The organism is Limnohabitans sp., from assembly GCF_017848645.1.
GTDB lineage: Bacteria > Pseudomonadota > Gammaproteobacteria > Burkholderiales > Burkholderiaceae_C > Limnohabitans_A.
This window is the reverse complement of record NZ_JAFEIF010000051.1, coordinates 1-21,008: the sequence shown is the minus strand read 5'-3', so window position 1 is coordinate 21,008 and position 21,008 is coordinate 1. Positions and strand designations below refer to the sequence as shown.

Here is a 21,008-nt window from a genome sequence, read left to right as displayed (position 1 = left end):
CGATGGATGTGTTGATTCCGGTGGCCGTGGTGCTGGCCAGTTATGTGTTGGGTTCGCTCAGTTTTGCAGTGATCGTGAGCCGTTTGATGGGCCTGAACGACCCGCGCAGCTACGGCAGCAAAAACCCGGGGGCCACCAATGTGCTGCGCTCGGGCAGCAAAAAGGCGGCGATCCTGACCTTGGTCTTGGACGCCTTCAAAGGCTGGTTGCCGGTGGCCATGGTGCTGTCTTGGGGGCCTCAATACGGTCTGGGTCCGGACATCGCCGCCCTGGCCGGTCTGGCGGCCTTTCTCGGCCACCTGTACCCGGTGTTTTTCGGTTTTGTGGGGGGCAAAGGTGTGGCCACGGCGGTGGGTGTGGTCATTGGCGTGCACGGCACGCTGGCGCTGGCCACGGTGTTGAGCTTTGCCATCGTCTTGTATTTCAGCCGCTACGTGTCCTTGGCCTCCATGGTGGCGGCCGTGTTCGCGCCGGTCTTTTACCTGTTTGGCAACGGTGTGGCTTGGCAGGCCACGGCGCCCGAGGTCTTGAGCCTGTCGGCCATGGCCTTGCTGTTGGTTTGGCGTCACCGTGAAAACATCCACCGTCTCTTGGACGGCACCGAGTCAAAATTTGGAGGGAAAAAACCATGAGCACAGACATCCAGCGGCTGCATGTGGCCGCACGTTTGAGTGAAGCGGCGGTTTTCAATGGCGTGGTCTACCTGGCGGGCATGGTCCCCGAGTGCGAGGCCACCGACATCCGCAGCCAAACGGCCGATGTGTTGCAGCAGATCGAGCTGCGCCTGGCCGAGGCGGGCAGCGACAAAACCCGCATCCTGCGCACCCAGATTTACCTCAAAGACATTGCCGACATCACCGCCATGAACGAGGTGTGGGACGCCTGGGTGGTGGCAGGCAGCGCGCCACCTCGGGCCACTGTGCAGGCGGCGCTGGCCAATCCCGTCTATTTGATCGAGGTGGTGGTCACGGCGGCAGTCAAACCCTGACTGGCCCTGACACAGGAGGCGGGTAGGGACGAAAAAAATGGGCATCTTGTGATGCCCATTTTTCGTTCGGGTCAGCCCCGCATCACATGCGCTCAAAAATCGCCGCGATGCCCTGGCCGCCGCCGATGCACATGGTCACCAGCGCGTAGCGGCCGTTCACACGCTGCAGCTCGTACAGGGCTTTGACCGTGATCAGCGCGCCCGTCGCGCCAATGGGGTGGCCCAGCGAGATGCCCGAGCCGTTGGGGTTGACCTTAGCCGGGTCCAGGCCCAGCTCGCGCGTCACGGCGCAGGCTTGGGCGGCAAAGGCTTCGTTGGCCTCGATCACGTCCAGGTCGTTCACACTCAGGCCGGTTTTCTTGAGCACGGCTTGTGTGGCGCTGATGGGGCCCACGCCCATGATCTTAGGGTCCAGGCCTGTGTGGGCATAACCGACCAAGCGGGCCATGGGCTTGGCACCACGGGCCTTGGCGGCGCCGGCTTCCATCAGCACCACGGCGGCAGCGGCGTCGTTGATGCCCGAGGCGTTGCCCGCGGTCACGGTGCCGTTTTCCTTCACGAACACGGGCTTGAGCTTGGCCATGTCTTCGAGCTTGCAGCCGGGGCGGAAATGCTCGTCGGTGGCGTAGGCCACGTCGCCTTTTTTGCTCTTGAGCATGACCGGCATGATCTGGTCTTTGAAGTAACCGGCGGCGGTGGCGCGCTCGGCGCGGTTGTGGCTTTCCAGCGCCAGGGCGTCCTGCATCTCGCGGGTGATGCCGTATTTGGCGGCCACGTTTTCGGCGGTCACGCCCATGTGGATGTTGTGGAAGGGGTCGTGCAGGGCACCGATCATCATGTCGATCATTTTGGTGTCGCCCATGCGTGCGCCAAAGCGGGTGGCCAGGCTGGCGTAAGGCGCGCGGCTCATGTTTTCTGCACCACCGCCAATGGCGATGTCGCAGTCGCCCAGCAAGATGGACTGGCTGGCGTTCACGATGGCCTGCAGGCCTGAGCCGCACAGGCGGTTCACGTTGTAAGCGGGGGTGGTTTCGCCGCAGCCGCCGTTGATGGCCGCCACACGGGACAAATACATGTCTTTGGGTTCGGTGTTGACCACATGGCCAAACACCACATGGCCGACGTCTTGGCCGTCGGTGCCCGCGCGGGACAGGGCTTCGCGCACGACTTGCGCGGCCAGCTCGGTGGGCGGGATGTCTTTGAGGCTGCCACCAAAGGTACCAATGGCGGTGCGCACACCGCTGACAACAACAACTTCACGGCTCATGGGAGGTCTCCAGATTTAAAAAATTGACAAATGGGCAAGGGGTACAACACCAATCAGTGTCAGGCACCATGGCTACAGCGGCCTGACAAGTTGGCTGGGCGGGTTGGGACGCGCCCGTGGCTTTCAGCCCCGCACGTCGGCCACGGGTTCGCGGCCGAAGTCGGGCCGGGCCAAAAAGCGCAGCACCTGCTCGGCCGCCTGTGCTGGCGAGCTGAGCTGGCCTTGGGCTTTGAGTTGCAAAAACTTCGACTGGTCCGGGAAAGCCTCGCCCGCCGCACCGCGCAGCTGCACCTGCATGTCGGTGTCGATCACGCCGGGCGCGAGCGAGCAGACGCGTGCGCCGTTGGGGTGCAGGGCTTCGTCCAGCGCCAGGCAGCGGGTGAAGTGGTCCATGCCAGCTTTGGCGGCGCAGTAGCCTGCTTGGGAGGCCATGGGGTAGCGCCCCAGGCCCGAAGAAATGTTGAGCACTTTGCGCGGCAAGGGCCAGTGGTCTGTGGCTCCCAAAAACGCCGCACTCAGCGCCATGGGCGCTTCCAGGCCCACACGCAGGGCCAGGGCCAGATCGGCGGGCTGGGACTGGCGCAGCGGCGCGATGGGCGGGATGACGCCCGCGTTGTTGATCAGGCTGGCGCTGGCAAAATCCGCCGGGTTCTGGCTTTGCAGCCACGCGCGCAGGCGCTCGCTGGCGCCTTGGCCATCGGCCAGGTCGTGGGTCCATTGCGTGAGCGGCACGTTGGCTTTTTGGGCGGCCAGGGCCAGGTCGGGGTTGGCGTGGCGCGAGATGCACAGCAGGGCGTTGCCCTTTTGCAGCAGTTGCTCGGCCATGGCCAAGCCCATGCCGCGTGAAGCGCCAGTGAGGATGTACAGGTGTGAGGTCATGAACGCGATGTTAGAGGCTTTGGGCCGATCAGGCGGTGCCGAAGTTGACAAGCCGAGGGCCTGGGTTCAACCGCCTTGCGCTGCCCGGATCCGGTTGACTTGTAGGGGCGTGACCTCGCTGGCTTGATTTCCCCAGCGGGTGCGCAGGTGGGTGAGCACGGCCGCGATGTCGCGGTCTTGCAGGTCCAGCACCGCAGGGGGCATGCCAAAGGGGCGGGGGTGGCCTTGGGTGGCGGGACCGTAGCCGCCGTACAGCACCAGTTGCACCAAGTTGGTGGGGTCGTTCAGCAGCACGGCGCGGTTGCCCGCCAGGGCGGGGTAGGCCACCTCGCCCGAGGCGGTTTTCATGCCTTCGCCTTGCTCCCCATGGCACTGCAGGCATTGGTTTTCATAGACTTTGCCCCCCAAAGTGGCCACTTGCAGGCTGATGCGGGCGGGTTGGGCCTTGGTTCGTGCTGGCTGGGGCGTGCTTTGGGCGCGTGACTGCAGGTAAACGGCCATGGCCTGCAAGTCGGTATCTTTGAGGTGCTGCAGGCTGTGCTGCACCACTTCGCCCATGGGGCCGCTGGTTTGGGCGGTGTTGGACGCGCCCGTGCGCAGCAGGCGCACGATCTCGGGCAGGGACGTGCTGGCCATGCCACTTTCGTTGTCGCGCGTCAGGTCCGGCGCATACCAGTTCACCACGGGCATGAGGCCTCCCGACAAGTCGGACACCGCCCCGCTGGCCCCCAGGGCGTTGCGCGGGCTGTGGCAGGCGGCGCAGTGGCCCAGGCCTTGCACCAGGTAAGCGCCCCGGTTCCATTCGGCGGTTTGAGTTTTGTCGGCCTGAAAAGGACTGGGCTCAAAAAACAGGCTGCGCCACACGGCCAGCGCGGGCTGCGTGCCCACGGGCCAGACCAAGGTGTGGGCCGGCTGGGCCTGCACCACCGGGGGCAGGGTCTTGAGCCAGGCCAGGATGGCGTCGCTGTCCTGGCGCGTGATGACGCTGGTGTGGTTGTACGGGAAAGCCGGGGCCAGCAAGCGCCCGTTGGGGGATCGGCCACGGTGCATGGCTTGCCAGAAGTCTTGCGCCGTCCATCGGCCCAGGCCCGTCTCGGGGTCGGGCGTGAGGTTGCTGCTGTACACGCCGCCAAAGGGGGTGTCGATGCGCCGCCCACCCGCAAAAGGTGTGCCGCCTCGGGTGGTGTGGCAGGCCATACAGTTGCCCGCCAGGGCCAGGTAGCGGCCTTGTTCGATTTGGGCCTCGGTGGCTGGGGCTGTGAGGGCTGTGTTTTGGGGTTGTGGCCCCAGCAGGTCGCCCCAGTTGTCCCACACCACGCCCAGAGCCAGCACCAGCAGGCTGGTCAGCGTGACCCAGCCCAGGCGTTGGACGGGGTGCATCTTGCGCAAAGCGTTGTTCATGGTTGGCCCCCGGACTTGGCTTGGGGCGCAGCCGAAGATGCGGCCGAGGGTTTGGTCGAGAGTTCCGCCGAGAGTTCGGGTGCGCTGCCGCAGCGCAGGGCCTGCGGCAAGGCCGGGCCCGCTGGAGGGCGTTCTGCGGGCCGGGTGTCGGCAGGCAGCGGCTGGCGCGCCAACCAACTGGACACGGCGATCAGGTCTTGCGCGGGCATGCGTTTGACAATTTCGGCCATGCAGTCGGGGGCGTGGGCGCGGCGCTGGGCGGTTTGCCAGGCGCCCAGCTGCGCGTTCAGGTAGTCCAGTGGCAAGCCCAAGAGCCCCGGCACGTTGGGTTGCACGCCCGTCAGGCGCACGCCGTGGCACTGGGTGCAGGCGGGCAGGCCGCGTGTGGCGTCGCCTTGCGTGACCAGTTGCTGGCCTTTGGCCAGGCGCTCGGGCGTGATGGCGTTGTTGGCCGCAGGGGCGGGGTAGGGCAGCTGCAAGTTGGCAAAGTACTGCGCCATCTCGCCCAGGTATTCATCGGTCAAGGGGTCGACCAGGCGGGCCATCAGGTCGTAGTGGCGGCGGCCTTGCGCGAAATTGCGCAGCTGGTTGTGCAGGTAACCCGCCGGTTTGCCCGCCAGACGGGGGTAATAACCATCGGGCCCGGCGCGGCCTTGCTCGCCATGGCAGGCGGTGCAGGCGCGGGTGCGCTCGGCCATGTCGTCGGCAAAACGGGCAGGGGTTTGGGCGCTGAGTGGACCTGCGCCCAAAGCGACTGTGGCCCAAAAAACGCCTTTGAAGAAGCCTTTGAACAGGCCTTTGACAAACCAGGCGCTGGGCTGGCGCAAGCGGGTTGGGGTGGGGTGATCCAGGGCGGCGGCGGGCCTGGGTGCGGAGAAATTCTGACTGCTTTTAAACATCCTCATGCTTTGAAGATAACCGATGCGGCGACAATGTCGGGTTTTGCGCCGAAAGCCCTTTGGCCCCAAGTGCGTTGTTTTCCTCTCATCTGTTCAAGCCATGTCCGATATCCAAGTCCGATTTGCCACCCTCGCTGACGCGCCTGCCGTAGCCTCATTGCATGTGAGCGCCTGCCGCGCCGCCTACGCAGGCCAAGTGCCCGATGCCCATTGGGACGCCACGCCCATGCCCAAACGCGTGTCGTTCTGGAAAGAGGCCATCGAGTACGGCGAGCCGCAAGTCATGGTGGCGGTGGCTGGCCGCGAGATCGTGGGCTTTGTGGGCTTTGACCGCTCGCGCGACCCCAAGAGCAAAAACACCACTGGCGAGATCTGGGCCATCTACGCCGCGCCCGACCGCATTGGCCAGGGCATTGGCCTGGCCTTGTGGGACGCCGCCCGCGAAGGCCTTCAAGACGAGGACTGCACCGACGTGACCGTGTGGCTGCCGCTGCTGCACGAGCGCACCTTGCGTTTTCATGACCTGGCCGGCTTCAAGCGCGAGATGAACACCGCCCGCACCGTGCCCCTGGGCGGTGTGAAGGTCGAAGAAGTGCGCCTCAAGCGCAAGCTCGGCTGAACGGTCAGCCCTACTTATCAGGCCCACCATGCACATCATGCTGGCCCCCATGGAGGGGCTGCTCGACCACACGCTGCGCGATGTGCTCACGCGCGTCGGTGGGGTGCACGAGTGCGTGTCCGAATTCATCCGCGTGACCAACACGGTCTTGCCGCGTCGCGCTTTCATTCGGGTGGCCCCCGAGCTGCTCAACCAAAGCCGCACGAAGGCGGGTGTGCCGGTCAAGGTGCAGCTGCTGGGTTCGGACCCGGTGTGCCTGGCCGACAACGCGGCGGCTTTGGCCGAGCTCCAGCCGCATGGCATTGACCTGAACTTTGGGTGCCCGGCCAAAACCGTGAACCAGCACCGGGGCGGCGCGGTGCTGCTGGACGAGCCCGAACTGGTGGGGCAGATTGTGGCGGCGGTGCGCCGGGCGGTGCCGGCGCACATCCCGGTCTCGGCCAAGATGCGCCTGGGCTACAACGATGACAGCCGCGCCGAGGACTGCGCCCAAGCCATCGAGGCGGCCGGGGCCAGCGAGCTGGTGGTGCACGCGCGCACCAAGGCGCACGGCTACCGCCCGCCCGCTTATTGGGACCGCATTGCCGACTTGCGCCAGCATGTGCGTTTGCCCATCGTGGCCAATGGCGAAATCTGGACGGTGGCCGACGCGCTGCGTTGCCGCGAAGTGACGGGCTGTGACCGCCTGATGATCGGGCGCGGCATGGTCACCGACCCCGGGCTGGCGCTGGCCATTGCGCACCAGCTGGCCACTGGGCAAGGCCGTGCGCCGGGGCAGGGCGTGCCCTGGTCCACCTTGGTGGCTTTGATGCAGGTGTTCTGGTTGGGCGTGAGCGCGCGCGTGGCCACGCGGCACCGGGCCGGGCGGCTCAAGCAGTGGCTCAACTACATGCGCCGGGTCTACCCCGAGGCGCAGCAGGCCTTTGACGATCTGCGTCTGGTGCACGACGCGGCGCACATCGAGCGTTGGCTGGCGCTGCACACTTCTCCAGCGCGGGACCTCGCCCCCGCGCTTTAGGTCTGGGCAGCGCTTGGGCTGGACAGCCGCAGGCGCGCCTTGTCGGCCCACATCTGCAGGCTGGCGAGCAAATCTTTTTGGCTGAACGAGCAGCTTTCTTCGCTGAACAAGACGCTGGCCTCGATGCGGTCGAGCAAAGGGTGCAGCACCTCGTCAAAGCGTGCGGGCAGCGCCAAGGAGGGGGCCAGGGTGCGCCACAGGCGGATCATCTCGCTTTGCGTCAGCTGGCCGTTTTGGCTTTGGGCCAGGGCGGTGTTCATGCGGTCGAGCGTTTCAAGGGCAGCACTCATGGGCCGGGTCTCCTGCAAGCGATTGGGGTCTGTTTCGAGGCGACAATCATGCCCCATGAAAGCCAAACCTCTCAAACCCATGCGCCTGGAAGACATCTTGTTCAGCCAGGGCTTTGGCACCCGCCGCGTGTGCGCAGGCCTGGTCCAGCAAGGCCATGTGCAAGTGCAGGGCCAAACCGTCACCGACGCGGGTGAATTTTTCGACCTGGAGGGCCTGCACTTCACGGTGCAAGGCACCGAGTGGCCCTACTTGGACAAAGCCTACGTGCTGCTGCACAAGCCCGCAGGCACCGAGTGTTCGCAAAAACCCTCGACCTGGCCGAGCATCTACACCTTGCTGCCCGCGCCTTTGCGCCAGCGCCCGAAAAAAGCGGCGGTGCAGGGCGTGCAGGCCGTGGGCCGACTCGACCAGGACACCACCGGCCTTCTGCTGCTGACCGATGACGGCCAGTTCATCCACAAAATGAGCTCGCCCAAACACCATGTTCCCAAAGTCTATGAGGTCACCACCAAGCACCCGATCACGCCCGAGATGGTGCAAAAGCTGCTGAGCGGGGTGGTGCTGGACGACGACCCCCAGCCGGTCAAGGCGGCGGCCTGTGAGGCGGTGAGCGAGCTGCACCTTCGACTCACACTGACCGAGGGCAAATACCACCAGGTCAAGCGCATGGTGGCTGCCGTGGGCAACCGGGTCGAGGCCTTGCACCGCTCACAAATCGGTGGTCTGGTGTTGGGCGATCTGGCCCCCGGTCAGTGGCGCTTTTTGACGCCATCGGATTTGGCGGCGCTCAAGCCCTGAGTTGACGTCTTTCTGTGCGGCCTTCAGGGCCGATGGCTGGCCAGGCTGGCCATGAAGTCGGACACGGCCTGTGCCACGGCTTCAGGCTGGTCGCGGTGCGGAGAATGGCCGCAGGCGGGCAGCGTAACCAAACGGGTGTGGGGCACGGCTTGGGCGATGTCCTCGATCTGGACCAGGCTGCCGTAAGGGTCGTCCACGCCCTGGATGGCCAGCAGCGGTGCCTGGATGTCGGCCAAGTCGGCGCGGATGTCAAAACTGGCAAAAGCCGGACTCAGCCACACCTCGTTCCATTGCCAAAAAGCGCAGTCCACATCGGCGTGGTAGGCGGCCAGTCGCTCGCGCAAGGCCCCTTGCTCAAAGGCCTGGCGGGCTTGTGCAATGGCCTGCAGCGACATGGGCTCCACCATGACGTGCGGGGCCATGACGATGCAGCCGCGCACCTTGAAACGGCTGGCATGGAGCAAGGCGATGGTGCCCCCGTCCGAATGCCCAAGCAGCACGGGCCGCTCGATGCCCAAGGCCTGCAGCAAGGCGGGCAAGACCTCGAAGGCTTCGCGGTGCATGTAGTCGGGCAGCAAACGCCCATGCCGCTGCCCATCCACCTGGCCAGAGGGACCGCGCACATCGGGCACGGGGTCGGACTGGCCATAACCCTGGCGCGAATACACCAGGCCCGCACACCCCAGTTGGGCGCACAAGCGCTCTGGCCAGTCGCGCCACATGCGCACGCTGCCCAGGCCTTCGTGCAAAAAAACAAGGGTCGGGCCATTGGCACCCACGGGCGCGGCGATGCGCAGGGTTTCCAGCCCGATGCCCTGGATGTTTATTTTTTGAACGCGGGGAGTTTGCATCTGAAATCCTGAGGGTGGGCCGATTACACTTAGGCGCGATTTTGAAAGTCCTAAGTGATTCGTTTTTTTCCATTTTCCAAATTTTTAGTTCTGATTTATTTGGTGTTTTTGGCTAATTCAGTGATGGCCAATTCACCAGCGCCCGTTTTTGTGCTCAATTCGCTCGACGGCAACGTGAGTGTGATCGATCCGGTGACCTGGACCGAAAAAAAACGCATCCCGACGGGCAAAGAGCCGCACCATCTTTATTTGACGCCGGATGAAAAATCGCTCATTGTGGCCAACGCCATGAGCGACTCCCTGACCTTCATCGACCCGCGCACCGCGCAAGTGCAGCGCACGGTGACCGGTATTCTGGACCCTTACCACCTGCGTTTTTCGCCGGACATGAAGTGGTTCGTCACGGCCGCCAACCGTTTGAACCATGTGGACATTTACCGCTGGGACGGCCAAAACGTGCATTTGTCCAAACGCATCGCCACCGGCAAAACGCCCAGCCACCTGTGGATCGACAGCCGCAGCCAGACCGTCTGGGTGAGCATGCAAGACAGCAACGAGATCGTCTCGATTGACCTGAGCACCCAAACCCTGACCTCGCGCACATCGGTCGGCTCTGTGCCCGCCGATGTGTACGGCACGCCCGACGACAAGCACCTGTTGGTGGGCTTGACCGGGGGCGATGGGGTCGAGGTGTACGACATCAGCGGCCCCAAGCCCCGTTTGTTCAAGAAGATTCCCACGGGCAAAGGGGCGCATGCCTTTCGGGCTTTGGGTGACAAACGCCATGTGTTTGTGAGCAACCGTGTGGCCAACACCATCAGCCAAATTGACTTCATCGACTGGAAAGTGGTGGCGCAATTGCCGGGTCCTTCAGGCCCGGACTGCCTGGACATCACCGCAGACGGCAAGCTGATCTTGGTGGCCTCGCGTTGGTCGCGCAAACTGAGCGTGGTCGACATCGCCTCGCGCAAGCTGGTCAAGCAAGTGCCGGTGGGCAAGTCGCCCCACGGGGTTTGGACCTTGGACCATGCGCCGCGCAACTGAGGCCTGCCCAAGCCTGCGGCTGGCCGCTGGCTGGTTGGCGCTGTGCGCCTTAGGCCTTGGCACGGCACAGGCGCAAACCCCAGCTCAAACCCCGTTAGAACCTGCCACCTGCACCCGCCCGGTCTACCTGACGTTTGACACCGGCCACATGGGCACGGCCCCGCTGATTGCCGACGTGCTGCAGCGCCACAAGGTGCAGGTGACTTTTTTTGCCGCGCATGAAAAAACCCAGCAAGGCGACGGCTCCTTGGGCGAGCACTGGGCCGCCTGGTGGCGGGCACGGGGGACCGAAGGCCATGCCTTTGCCTCGCACACCTGGGACCACGCTTATTGGCGCGCCGACCTCGATGGCCCGGGTGATGTGCGCTTTCGCATCCGCCCCAGCGCGGGCCAGCAGGCCGGTCAAAACCTGCTGTGGAGTGCCCCACAGTATTGCGACAACCTGCGCCGGGCCGCCAGCCGTTTGCAGGCCCTGACCGGTCAAGCGCCTTTGCCTTTGTTTCGCGCACCCGGCGGCAAAACCTCGGCCCGTTTGCTGGAAACGGCCCGGCAATGCGGCTTTGCGCATGTGGGCTGGGCGGATGCGGGTTTCTTGGGTGACGAGCTGCCCAGCGAGCGCTACAGCAACGCCCATTTGCTGCAAAAAGCCCTGAAAAACATTCGGCCTGGCGACATCCTGATGGCCCACCTGGGCATCTGGTCGCGCCAGGACCCGTGGGCCCCGGCTGTGCTGGAGCCTTTGATCGTGGGCCTCAAGGCCCGGGGTCTGTGCTTTGCCACCTTGCGCGAGCACCCTCAATACCGCGATTGGGTGCGCCAGCAGCCCCTGCAGCTGGCGCCTTCCCCCGCACAATCCATGCCCCAGCCCCGATCCTGACACGCCATGGACAGCCTGATTGACGCTTTTTCTTTTTTGCAGCAAAGCCTGTTCGAGGCGGTGGTCCAGCCCTTGGTGTTTGCCTCGGGGCAGGCCCATTTGCTGGACAAAGCCTACGAAGGCACGGGCTGGCTGGTGGTGGGTTTGCTGCAAATCGCGGTCTTGCTCACGGTGCTCGGCCCGATGCAGCGGCGCTGGCCGGCCGAGCCGCTGCACGACCCCCGCGCCGTGCGGGTGGACGTGGCCTACACCCTGATCCATCGCCTGGGCCTGTTCAAGCTGGCCATGTTTTTCTCCTTTGACTGGCTTTTTGAACAAGCCTGGGGCAGCTTGCGTGGCTTGGGCGCCCCCACCTGGCACCTCGACCAGATCTGGCCCGGTGTCAGCGATGTGGCCTGGGTCAGCTTTTTGATTTACCTGCTGGTGTTTGATTTTGTGAACTACTGGCTGCACCGGGGCCAGCACCAGCTGCCGCGTTGGTGGGCCCTGCACAGCCTGCACCATTCGCAGCGCCAGATGACCATGTGGTCGGACAACCGCAACCACCTGCTCGACGACGTGCTGACCAGCCTGGCCCTGTCGGTGGTGGCGGTGTTGGTCGGGGTGGGGCCGGGGCAGTTTGTGGCCTTGGTGGCGCTGGGCCAGTTGAGCGAGAACTTCCAGCACGCCAACGTGCGCCTCTGGTTTGGCCGCATCGGCGAGCGGCTGTGGGTCAGCCCGCGTTTTCACCGCCTGCACCACAGCATCGGCATCGGCCACGAGACCGAGCGCCAAGGTCAGCGGCGCTTGGGTGGCTGCAACTACGGCGTGCTCTTGCCCTGGTGGGACATGTTGTTTGGCACCGCCGATTTCACGCTGCGTTACGACCCCACGGGCATCCGCGATCAGGTGGAAAAAGGCCGCGATTACGGACAGGGCTTTTGGGCGCAGCAGTGGCTGGGTGTGCTGCGGCTGTTCGGGCGGGCTTGAAGGGTTGGCTTGGGTTAAGCTTTCCCCCATGAAACTCCTGATCGATTCCTTTTGGCGCGCGGCCGTGTATTGCCTGTACCCCCGGGTGATCGGGTTGTCGGTCTTGCCCTTGGTGCTGATCGTGGCGCTGTCCTGGTTGTTGGGCTATCTGTACTGGGACACGGCTGTGACTTTTGTGCGGGGCTGGCTCGATGCCAGCGCCTGGCTGGACACCATTTGGCGCTGGTTTGAGGGCGTGGGCTTGGCCAACCTCAAAACCGTGGTGGCCCCCTTGCTTGTGATTTTTGCGTTCACGCCCTTGGTGGTGGTGGCGTCCTTGCTGGCGGTGTCGTTCATGATGACCCCGTCTCTGACCCGCATGGTGGCCGAGCGGCGTTTTGCCGGTTTGCAGCGCAAGCACGGCGGCAGTTTGCTGTTGAGCCTGTGGTGGACTTTTTTCTCGCTGGTGCTGGCGCTGGGGGCGCTGGTGCTGACTTTGCCCATGTGGCTGGTGCCGCCCCTGGCCCTGGTGCTGCCCGCTTTCATCTGGGGCTGGCTCACTTACCGCGTCATGGCGTTTGACGTGCTGGCCGAATTTGCCAGTGCCGACGAACGCCACACCCTCATGGCCCGCCACCGCATGAGCTTTTTGGCCATGGGCTTGGTCACGGGCCTCATGGGCGCAGCGCCCAGCCTGGTGTGGGCCTCGGGGGCCTTGTTTGCCGCAGCCTTTGTGATTTTGGTGCCCGTGGCCATCTGGATTTACACCCTGGTGTTCGCCTTTTCTTCGTTGTGGTTTGCGCATTTCGGCCTGGCCGCTCTGCAGGCCCTGCGAGGTGAGCCCCGGCAAGCGGCCGTGGACGAGGTCCTGGCCGCAGCGCCTGTTGCCGCTTCGCCGCATGCCGCTGCCCGCCTCGAAGGCGGGCAGCCCGGCACAGACAACGGCATCACCGATGTCGTGCCGCGCCCTAAACTCTGACGCTTGACCCGATACCCGACTGCCCCTTCAACCTGACCCCAAGAGTTCCCCCATGACCCCCACCTTTGGCCTGATCATCATTGGCGACGAAATCATGTCCGGCAAACGCCAGGACAAACACATGCCCAAAGTCATCGAGTTCATGAACACGCGGGGCCTGAGCCTGGGCTGGGCCGAGTACGTGGGCGACTCGCCCGAGCGCATCACCGCCGCCTTGCAGCGGGCCTTTGCTTCGGGCGAGGTGGTGTTCAGCTGCGGCGGCATTGGGGCCACGCCGGACGACCACACCCGCCAATGCGCCGCCAAGGCCCTTGGCGTTCCGCTGGCCTTGCACCCCGAGGCCAAGCGCCTGATTCAGGAGCGCATGCAGGACACGGCCAAAGAGCAAGGCCTGCCCTACGAACCCGAGCGGGCCGACAACCTGCACCGCCTGAACATGGGCACCTTTCCCCAAGGCGCAGCCATCATCCCCAACCCCTACAACAAGATCCCCGGGTTCAGCTGCACCGGCCCTGGCGGTGGCACGGTGCACTTTGTGCCCGGCTTTCCGGTCATGGCCTGGCCCATGATCGAGTCGGTGCTGGACACGCACTACAGCGCCCACTTCCGGCAAGACGCTTATGTCGAAAAGTCGGTGATTGTGTTGGGCGCGATGGAAGCCACCCTGACCCCGTTGATGGAGTCCATCGAAGCCGCGCACCCGGCCGTCAAAGTCTTCAGCCTGCCCAGCGTGGACCACCCGCAGTGGGGGCGCCACATCGAGTTGGGTGTCAAAGGCGAGCCGGCCCACGCCGACCTAGCCTACCAGGCCTTGCGCCAAGGTCTGCAGGCCTTCAGTCTGGAATATGGCCCCGAATTGGTGCGTTGATCCATAATTCACCAAAATAGTGCAAAATTGCACCAAAAAAGTGCATTTTTAGGAGGCTGAACGCGGCACTTGAGGACCAATTTTTGGGCATAGTGCAGGTTTTGGCTGCTGCCGATCGCCTGCTGGAACCCAGACAGGTGCTTTTTTCTTTCAGAAAGCGCCCAAAGCAGCGGGCTCAAGGCACAATTTAGGGCTGTTCAGCTTGGGTGGACTGGGCCAGTTGGCACAGAAACTGCAAGAGTTGTGCGTCAGCTTTTTAACCCATTCCCTTCAGGAGAATTTGATGGCCAAGACCGTCGCAGATGTGATGAACATGGTGAAAGACAACGAAGTCAAGTTTGTTGACTTCCGTTTCACCGATACCCGTGGCAAGTGGCAGCACATCACCGTGCCCGTGTCCCAGTTTGACGAAAGCAAGTTCGAAGACGGTCAAGCCTTCGACGGCTCTTCGATTGCCGGCTGGAAGGGCATCGAAGCCTCCGACATGCTGCTGATCCCCGACGCCAACAGCGCCATCATCGACCCCTTCTTCGAAGAAGTCACCCTGGTCTTGATCTGCGACGTGATCGAGCCCACCGACGGCAAGGCCTACGAGCGTGACCCACGTTCGATCGCCAAGCGCGCCGAGACCTACCTCAAGCAATCGGGCCTGGGCGACACCGCCTACTTCGGCCCCGAGCCAGAATTCTTCTTGTTTGACGAAGTGCGCTGGAGCACCGAGCCGAACAACACCTTCTACGCCATTGACGAAGCCGAAGCCCCCTGGAACAGCGGCACCAAGATCGACGGCGGCAACAAAGGCCACCGCAACCGCGTCAAGGGCGGCTACTTCCCCGTGCCCCCGGTCGACAGCACCCACGACATGCGCAGCGAAATGTCGCTGATCCTCGAAGCCGTGGGCATCCCAGTCGAAGTGCACCACCACGAAGTGGCAGGCGCTGGCCAATGCGAAATCGGCACCAAGTTCTCCACTTTGGTTGAGCGCGCTGACTGGACACTGCTGCAAAAGTACGTGATCCACAACGTGGCCAACGCTTACGGCAAAACCGCCACCTTCATGCCCAAGCCTTACGCGGGCGACAACGGCTCGGGCATGCACGTGCACCAGTCCATCTGGAAAGACGGCAAGAACCTGTTCGCAGGCAACGGCTACGCAGGCTTGTCTGAACTCGCGCTGTACTACATCGGCGGCATCATCAAGCACGCCCGTGCCCTGAACGCGATCACCAACCCCGGCACCAACAGCTACAAGCGTTTGGTCCCGCATTACGAAGCCCCGGTCAAGTTGGCTTACTCGGCCAAGAACCGCTCCGCCTCGATCCGCATCCCCAACGTCGCCAGCGACAAGGCCCGCCGTGTGGAAGCCCGTTTCCCCGATCCATTGATGAACCCCTACCTGGGCTTTGCCGCCCTGTTGATGGCGGGTCTGGACGGTATCGAGAACAAGATCCACCCCGGCGAAGCCGCGACCAAGGACCTGTACCACCTGCCGCCAGAAGAAGACAAGTTGGTCCCCACTGTTTGCTCCAGCCTCGACCAGGCCTTGGACGCACTCAATGCAGACCGCGCCTTCTTGACCAAAGGTGGCGTGTTCACCGACTCGTGGATCGACGCCTACATCGAATTGAAGATGCAGGAAGTCAACCGCAGCCGCGTGGAAGTCTCGCCGGTCGAGTACGACATGTACTACTCGCTCTAAGCACCATGACCACCATTGCACACCCACCTGTGCAATGCCTCAAAAGGACGGCCTCGGCCGTCCTTTTTTTGCTTTTATTCAGTGCAGCCCTGAGTGCGCAGGCGCAGCAAGCCGTTTACCGCTGCGGCCAGGAATACACCAATGCCCCGCGCGATCCCGCTCTGTGCGAGCCACTGGCCCCTCAGGCCATCACCGTGATCAGCGGCACCCGCCCCACGCCTTCGCCTGCTGCCGCTGCCGTGCCCGCCCCCGTGCCCACAGCCGTGCCCAGACGCAGCACCCCAACCGAGCCTGGTGCCGCAGCCCTGGAACTGGCGGGCCAGCCCCGCACCCCGTCAGTGCCTGTCCGCACCCCCGATGTGCAGCAAAGCGAGCGCGATGCGCAAGCGCGCACCATCCTGATGCAAGAGCTGGACAAGGCCCGTGCGCAACTGGCGCAGTTGGTGCAAAGCTACAACCAAGGTGAGCCCGAGAAGTGGGCCGCAGAAACCCGCAACCACCAGAAATACCTGGACCGCGTGGCCGGCATGTTGGCGGCCATCGAGCGCACCGAACGCGACATCGACAGCCTGCAGCGCGAGCTGGCCCGTCGCCCGGTGCAGACCAGCCGCAGCTCGCCATGAACACCCCCCACCGATTCCAGGCCTTTGACCTGCTGGCCACGCCCGTGGCCGTGATGCAGGGCCAAGGCCGTGTGCGCTTTGTCAATGCCGCGCTCGAAGATGCGCTGGGCCTGTCCCGCCGCACGCTCTACGACACGCACTTGCCCGACTATTTTGTGGACCCGCAGCCCCTGATCATGGCCTTGTCCGGTGCGCAGTCCAACGAGTTTGCCGCGCTGCGCTACGAGGCCCAGCTGCGCCGCCTGCACCACGAAGAGCCTTTGCCCGTGCACGTCATCGTGGCGCTGACCGATTTGCCCGACGAGGTGATCGTGGAGCTGCTGCCGGTGGAGCAACAAACCCGGCAAGAGCGCGAGGAGCGCCTGCTCGACCAGGCCCAGGCCAACAAGGAGCTGATCCGCAACCTGGCGCACGAGATCAAGAACCCGCTGGGCGGCATTCGCGGCTCGGCGCAGTTGCTGGAGATGGAACTCGATGACAAGGAGCTGACCGAGTACACACAGGTCATCATCCACGAGGCCGACCGGCTGCAGACCCTGGTGGACCGTTTGCTGGCCCCCCACCGCAGGCCGCATGTGGTGGGCGATGTGAACATCCACGAGGTGTGCGAACGCGTGCGCGCCCTGATCCTGGCCGAGTTTCCACGCGGCTTGAAGGTGGTGCGCGATTACGACATCTCGATCCCCGAGTTTCGTGGCGACCGAGAGCAGCTGATTCAGGCGGTGCTCAACATCGCGCACAACGCGGCGCAAGCCCTGCAAGAGCGCGTGGCGCAAGGCGACGCGCAGATCACGCTCAAGACCCGGATCTTGAGGCAAGTCACCTTTGGCAAGCAGCGTTATCGCCTGGCATTGGAATTGCATGTGATGGACAACGGGCCTGGTGTTCCAGACTCGATCAAGGACCGCATTTTCTTCCCGTTGATCTCGGGGCGCGAAGGCGGCTCTGGCCTGGGGCTCACATTGGCGCAAACCTTTGTGCAGCAACACCATGGCCTGATCGAGTGCGAGAGCGAGCCGGGCCGTACGGACTTCAAGATCCTGATTCCCCTGCCTTGAAGCCTTCCCCTTGACCACAGAAAGTGCCACTTTGATGAAGCCGATCTGGATCGTAGACGATGACCAATCCATCCGCTTTGTGCTCGAAAAAGCACTGCTGCGCGAAGGATTGCCCACGCGCAGCTTCACCAACCCACGCGAGGTGATGAAGGCGCTGGAGGCCGAAGGCGACAGCGACGGCCCGCAAGTGCTGGTCAGCGACATCCGCATGCCCGGCGGCTCGGGTCTGGATTTGCTCACGGCCATCAAGCAGCGCATGCCCGGTTTGCCGGTCATCATCATGACGGCGTTTTCTGACCTGGACAGCGCCGTATCGGCTTTCCAAAGCGGGGCGTTTGAGTACCTGCCCAAGCCCTTTGATTTGCCCAAGGCGGTGGAGCTGATCCGCCGTGCCGTGGGCGAGAGCCAGCGCGAAGACGTGGCCGAAGAAAAAATGGCCGACGCCCCCGAAATGCTGGGCCAGGCTCCGGCCATGCAGGATGTGTTTCGCGGCATCGGTCGTTTGGCGCAAAGCCATGTCACGGTGCTGATCACGGGCGAGTCGGGCTCGGGCAAAGAGCTGGTGGCGCACGCGCTGCACAAACACTCGCCCCGCGCCAACCAGCCCTTTGTGGCCATCAACACGGCGGCCATTCCCAAAGACCTGCTCGAGAGCGAATTGTTTGGCCACGAGCGCGGCGCTTTCACAGGCGCACAAGCTTCGCGCCGGGGCCGCTTTGAGCAAGCCGATGGCGGCACGCTGTTTCTGGACGAGATCGGCGACATGCCGTTCGATTTGCAAACGCGTTTGCTGCGTGTGCTGTCCGACGGCCACTTCTACCGCGTGGGCGGGCACAGCGCCGTCAAGGCCAATGTGCGCGTGATCGCGGCCACCCACCAGGATTTGGAGCAGCGCGTCAAGGAAGGCATCTTCCGCGAAGACCTGTACCACCGCCTGAACGTGATTCGCCTGCGCCTGCCCGCGCTGCGCGAGCGGCGCGAAGACGTGCCCGTGCTGGCGCGCTACTTCCTGCAGCGCAGCGCGCAGCAGCTGGGTGTGGAGCCCAAACGCATGGCCGACGCCGCGCTCGAGCGCCTGGGCCAGTTCCAGTTTCCGGGCAATGTGCGCCAGCTCGAAAACATCTGCCACTGGCTCACCGTCATGGCGCCCACACAAACGATTGAAGTCAAGGATTTGCCACCCGAAGTGCTGGGGCTGTCAGGCGCTGCATCGGCCGCGCCTGCCGCATTCACGGCCTTGTCTTCGGGTGTGGGGGGCGGCTTGGCCGAGACCGCGCTGGGCCAGTCCGAGCCAAGCCAGTTCGCGCCAGGTTCATTGGCTGGCCATGACCGCCCCGTGCATGCGCAGAACTTGGCTTCGCCTTTTGACGCTGCCATGGTCAACCCCGGTGCCATGGGCTGGGAGCCCGGTCTGGAGCAAGAGGCCCTGGCCTTGCTCAAAGCCGGTCGCACCGATGTGTGGGACGCGCTTACCCGGCGTTTTGAAACCAGCCTGATTCAGGCGGCGCTGGCCACCACGCGCGGTCGCCGCATCGAGGCGGCGCAAAAACTGGGCATTGGCCGCAACACCATCACCCGCAAAATCCAGGAGTTGGGCCTGGACGAGGCCTGACGCGCGCTGACCCTTCGGTCAAGCGAAGGGGTCTTGCAGCACCACATCGCCGAGGGGCCGCGCCACGCAAGGCAGCACGCAGCCCTCGGCTTTTTCTTCGGCCGTGAGACCCGGCCATGCCATCTCGTAGTGCACCTGGCCCGAGACCAGTTGCCCAATGCAGGTGCGGCAAGTGCCTGAGCGGCAGGAGCTGGGCCACTGCAGGCCACCTTGCTCCAGCGAGTCGAGCAAGCTTTGTGATTTCCAAGCGTCAAAACTCCCGCCATCCGGGTCGATGCGGCCATTGAAAAACGGGATGTCGGTGTTCATGCGGGCCGGGCGTGAGCCATTGGGTTGGGTGCGTTGGATCGGGAGCGATCAGGTGGGGCCCTGAAACACCAGCCGCCATTGGCCATTTTCCTTTTGCCAATACGTGCGCAAATAGGCCGCGCCTTGGGGGTGGCTCTGGTTGGGGTCTTTCATGGTCACCACCATGGTGTGGTCCTGGTCTTTCCAGTTCAACACGGACACCAACTCCAGCGGCTTGGTTTGGCTGTAACCCAGCGTGGTTTGTGCCAGTCGTGGCCAGACTTGCGCCAGCCCCACGCCGTCTTGTTCATAGCGTGGGCTGTAATGGATTTTCAAGGCCTCGGGGTCGCGGCCGTTGCGCGCCTGCAGCCATTGGTTCAGCGCGGGTTTGAAGCCGGCCCATGTCTGAGCGGCCTGGTCTGCGTTCACCCATTCGAGTTGTTCGGCAATGATCACCGGCGTCATGCGCAGATCGGGCATGTGCAGCAAGCGTCTCATCTCGGGGTTGGCGAGCACCACGCACCCATCGGTGGACTCCGGGGCTCTGGCGTATTGGGCGCTGGGCGTGCCGTGCAGCCAGATGCCCGAGCCTGTTTTTTTGCGCATCACGTCCACCGCATTGGGGTAGTTCAGCGTCAAGGCCCCCTCGCCAAACAAATCGGGCAGACCTTCGCCGGGCAAATTGCGCTGGATGAAGTAAACGCCCAGGGGCGTTTTGCCATCGCCCTCTTGGTTCTTGCCCACCCCGTTGATGCCCACCGAGATGTAGCTTTCCTTGACCAGGTGCAACTGCAAACGGCCATCCGGGCCGCTGCGGTTTTCGAACCAGTACAGACGCGATTTGGAGGCGTCCACGGCCGCCACATAGGCTTGCTGCGGGCTCAGAAACGCGAGGGCGGCCGGAATTTTGCCCTGCAGGCTTTGTGCACTGTCGCGCTGAAGTCGGCGTTTGGACTCCAGGATCAGCTCGTCCAGGCGTTTGCGCAAGGACGGTGCATTCTCCTCGTCTTCAAAGGGCAAAGGCACAGGGTTGGCAGAGCTGATGTTGAGCAAATCGGCGTACAGCAGCTGGCCCAATTGAAAGGTGGGAAAACGCTCGGCCAGCACGCTGGCTGTGGCCAGGGCCTGCGCCCGTTCGCCCTCGCCCAGTTGGGCGTAAATTTGCCGCACCAGCGGCTCCGGGTCCAGCTCGGGCGTCGCTGTGGCCTGGGGTGTTTGCGGCTCGAACGCCAGTTGCCAGGACATCGTGGTCGAGGAGGACAGACCCATGCTGGCGCTCAGTTCGCTCCAGGCCTTTTGGGCCTTGGGCCCGGCGTGGTCCAGCGCCCACCAAAGGACGGCGGTCAGCATCATCAGCACGCCCAACCAACCCAGCTTTTGGAGCCGCCAGGGGTGCCGATGGCGCTCAGGCTTGGAGGCTTTGCTCACCTGTCGATCACGTTGAGCGGATGGCGGCGAGGCGCGTCTGGATCTCAATTCACCGACTCGCGCGCAATCAACCAGCGGTTACCTTGCCGCACCAACTCCAGGGTCTTGCGGCTTGTGTTCTTCAAATTGTCCGAGGTGTACAGCTGCTGAAAGCGCGCCGAAGCTGTGTCGCCATTGAAGCTGATTTGTATCTCGCGCACTTGCACCGAGATCGATTTCTTGGACACGATGCGGATGCGGCGGTCGCTCTCCCATTGGGCGCGGCTGGCCCGGTTGGCGGGGGTGAAGTTGTTCGCGTAGGCAGCGAAATAACGCGCCATGTCCTGGTCGCCCCAGGCTTTGGCCCAGTCCTGCACCGCTTGGTTGATGGCTGCGCGGTCTGCAGTTCGGGCATCGGCCGCTGGGCGTGCGGCGGGCGGGGGTGTTGTGGTTGCGGCAGGTGCAGCGGCAGATGCAGCGGCCAGTGCAGCGGGAGGTGTCGCGACAGGCGGGGCCGCTGCAACGGATGGGCTGGGCTTGGCGGGTGGCACGGGGGCCGCACGCGCAGCCGAGGCGCTGGCGCTGGGCGAGGCC

Annotated in this window: 23 protein-coding genes; 14 read left to right on the top strand and 9 right to left on the bottom strand. The window is 64.0% G+C overall.

Translation table 11 applies throughout. From position 1 onward, the window contains the following. The first annotated feature begins 2 nt into the window (after positions 1-2). A complete protein-coding gene (plsY, locus tag QZ190_RS11765) occupies positions 3-632 on the top strand; it encodes a glycerol-3-phosphate 1-O-acyltransferase PlsY (protein WP_291916498.1) in 630 nt (209 codons plus the stop codon). Continuing rightward, entirely contained in the window at positions 629-988 is a 360-nt protein-coding gene (locus tag QZ190_RS11760) for a RidA family protein (protein WP_291916496.1), read from the top strand. Before plsY ends, QZ190_RS11760 begins: the two co-directional genes overlap by 4 nt. Before the next feature lie 82 nt (positions 989-1,070). Here QZ190_RS11760 and bktB read toward each other — a convergent pair whose 3' ends face one another. The 4 genes from bktB to QZ190_RS11740 form a co-directional block, all read right to left on the bottom strand. Next, positions 1,071-2,255, bottom strand: coding sequence for a beta-ketothiolase BktB (gene bktB, locus QZ190_RS11755; RefSeq protein WP_291916494.1), 1,185 nt, complete (start codon positions 2,253-2,255; stop codon positions 1,071-1,073). Positions 2,256-2,378: 123 nt separating this feature from the next. After that, positions 2,379-3,134, bottom strand: coding sequence for an SDR family NAD(P)-dependent oxidoreductase (locus tag QZ190_RS11750; RefSeq protein WP_291916492.1), 756 nt, complete (start codon positions 3,132-3,134; stop codon positions 2,379-2,381). 66 nt (positions 3,135-3,200) lie between these two features. Beyond that, complete coding sequence (locus QZ190_RS11745) at positions 3,201-4,535, bottom strand: cytochrome c (RefSeq protein ID WP_291916491.1); 1,335 nt, start codon at positions 4,533-4,535, stop codon at positions 3,201-3,203. Then, complete coding sequence (locus QZ190_RS11740) at positions 4,532-5,233, bottom strand: c-type cytochrome (protein WP_291916616.1); 702 nt, start codon at positions 5,231-5,233, stop codon at positions 4,532-4,534. The genes QZ190_RS11745 and QZ190_RS11740 overlap by 4 nt, the downstream gene beginning before the upstream one ends. Positions 5,234-5,534: 301 nt before the next feature. Between QZ190_RS11740 and QZ190_RS11735 the strand changes: the two genes are divergently transcribed. Continuing rightward, the gene (locus QZ190_RS11735) at positions 5,535-6,053 is read left to right on the top strand and encodes a GNAT family N-acetyltransferase (protein ID WP_291916489.1); all 519 of its coding nucleotides are present in this window, start codon (positions 5,535-5,537) and stop codon (positions 6,051-6,053) included. Positions 6,054-6,081: 28 nt separating this feature from the next. After that, positions 6,082-7,071, top strand: coding sequence for a tRNA-dihydrouridine synthase (locus QZ190_RS11730; RefSeq protein ID WP_291916487.1), 990 nt, complete (start codon positions 6,082-6,084; stop codon positions 7,069-7,071). Here QZ190_RS11730 and QZ190_RS11725 read toward each other — a convergent pair. Next, positions 7,068-7,361, bottom strand: a complete 294-nt coding sequence (locus QZ190_RS11725) for a hypothetical protein (protein ID WP_291916485.1) — start codon at positions 7,359-7,361, stop codon at positions 7,068-7,070. The genes QZ190_RS11730 and QZ190_RS11725 overlap by 4 nt on opposite strands. A 79-nt stretch (positions 7,362-7,440) precedes the next feature. Between QZ190_RS11725 and QZ190_RS11720 the strand changes: the two genes are divergently transcribed. Next, positions 7,441-8,160 (top strand): 16S rRNA pseudouridine(516) synthase, encoded by a 720-nt coding sequence (locus QZ190_RS11720; protein WP_291916614.1) that lies wholly within the window; start codon positions 7,441-7,443, stop codon positions 8,158-8,160. Positions 8,161-8,183: 23 nt separating this feature from the next. Here the strand turns inward: QZ190_RS11720 and QZ190_RS11715 are convergent, their stop codons facing one another. Beyond that, positions 8,184-9,011 carry an alpha/beta hydrolase gene (locus tag QZ190_RS11715; protein WP_291916483.1) on the bottom strand — a complete coding sequence of 276 codons (828 nt, stop codon included), beginning with the start codon at positions 9,009-9,011 and terminating at the stop codon, positions 8,184-8,186. A 123-nt stretch (positions 9,012-9,134) separates the two neighbouring features. On the opposite strand from QZ190_RS11715, the gene QZ190_RS11710 reads away from it, so the two are divergent. From QZ190_RS11710 to ntrC, 9 genes are all read left to right on the top strand, one after another. Next, a complete protein-coding gene (locus QZ190_RS11710) occupies positions 9,135-10,055 on the top strand; it encodes a YncE family protein (RefSeq protein ID WP_291916482.1) in 921 nt (306 codons plus the stop codon). Then, positions 10,039-10,932: a polysaccharide deacetylase family protein gene (locus tag QZ190_RS11705; protein ID WP_291916480.1), complete on the top strand. Its 894-nt coding sequence runs from the start codon at positions 10,039-10,041 to the stop codon at positions 10,930-10,932. Before QZ190_RS11710 ends, QZ190_RS11705 begins: the two co-directional genes overlap by 17 nt. 6 nt (positions 10,933-10,938) lie before the next feature. Continuing rightward, on the top strand, positions 10,939-11,901 hold the full coding sequence (locus QZ190_RS11700; RefSeq protein ID WP_291916478.1) for a sterol desaturase family protein: 963 nt from the start codon (positions 10,939-10,941) through the stop codon (positions 11,899-11,901). Positions 11,902-11,929: 28 nt separating this feature from the next. Then, positions 11,930-12,859: an EI24 domain-containing protein gene (locus QZ190_RS11695; protein WP_291916476.1), complete on the top strand. Its 930-nt coding sequence runs from the start codon at positions 11,930-11,932 to the stop codon at positions 12,857-12,859. A gap of 52 nt (positions 12,860-12,911) precedes the next feature. Further along, positions 12,912-13,727, top strand: a complete 816-nt coding sequence (locus QZ190_RS11690) for a molybdopterin-binding protein (RefSeq protein WP_291916474.1) — start codon at positions 12,912-12,914, stop codon at positions 13,725-13,727. A 283-nt stretch (positions 13,728-14,010) separates the two neighbouring features. Beyond that, complete coding sequence (glnA, locus tag QZ190_RS11685) at positions 14,011-15,426, top strand: type I glutamate--ammonia ligase (RefSeq protein ID WP_291916472.1); 1,416 nt, start codon at positions 14,011-14,013, stop codon at positions 15,424-15,426. Positions 15,427-15,431: 5 nt separating this feature from the next. Next, positions 15,432-16,049, top strand: coding sequence for a hypothetical protein (locus tag QZ190_RS11680; RefSeq protein WP_291916470.1), 618 nt, complete (start codon positions 15,432-15,434; stop codon positions 16,047-16,049). Then, positions 16,046-17,107: a nitrogen regulation protein NR(II) gene (gene glnL / locus QZ190_RS11675; RefSeq protein ID WP_291916468.1), complete on the top strand. Its 1,062-nt coding sequence runs from the start codon at positions 16,046-16,048 to the stop codon at positions 17,105-17,107. The genes QZ190_RS11680 and glnL overlap by 4 nt, the downstream gene beginning before the upstream one ends. A gap of 34 nt (positions 17,108-17,141) precedes the next feature. Next, entirely contained in the window at positions 17,142-18,719 is a 1,578-nt protein-coding gene (gene ntrC, locus QZ190_RS11670) for a nitrogen regulation protein NR(I) (protein WP_291916612.1), read from the top strand. A gap of 18 nt (positions 18,720-18,737) precedes the next feature. On the opposite strand, the gene QZ190_RS11665 is transcribed toward ntrC, so the two are convergent. From QZ190_RS11665 to QZ190_RS11655, 3 genes are all read right to left on the bottom strand, one after another. Then, positions 18,738-19,028 (bottom strand): 2Fe-2S iron-sulfur cluster-binding protein, encoded by a 291-nt coding sequence (locus QZ190_RS11665; protein ID WP_291916466.1) that lies wholly within the window; start codon positions 19,026-19,028, stop codon positions 18,738-18,740. Positions 19,029-19,076: 48 nt separating this feature from the next. Beyond that, positions 19,077-20,435: a L,D-transpeptidase family protein gene (locus QZ190_RS11660; protein ID WP_291916464.1), complete on the bottom strand. Its 1,359-nt coding sequence runs from the start codon at positions 20,433-20,435 to the stop codon at positions 19,077-19,079. A 44-nt stretch (positions 20,436-20,479) separates the two neighbouring features. Then, positions 20,480-21,008, bottom strand: a 529-nt coding sequence (locus QZ190_RS11655; RefSeq protein WP_291916462.1) for a nuclear transport factor 2 family protein, incomplete at its 5' end; no start/stop codon positions are given.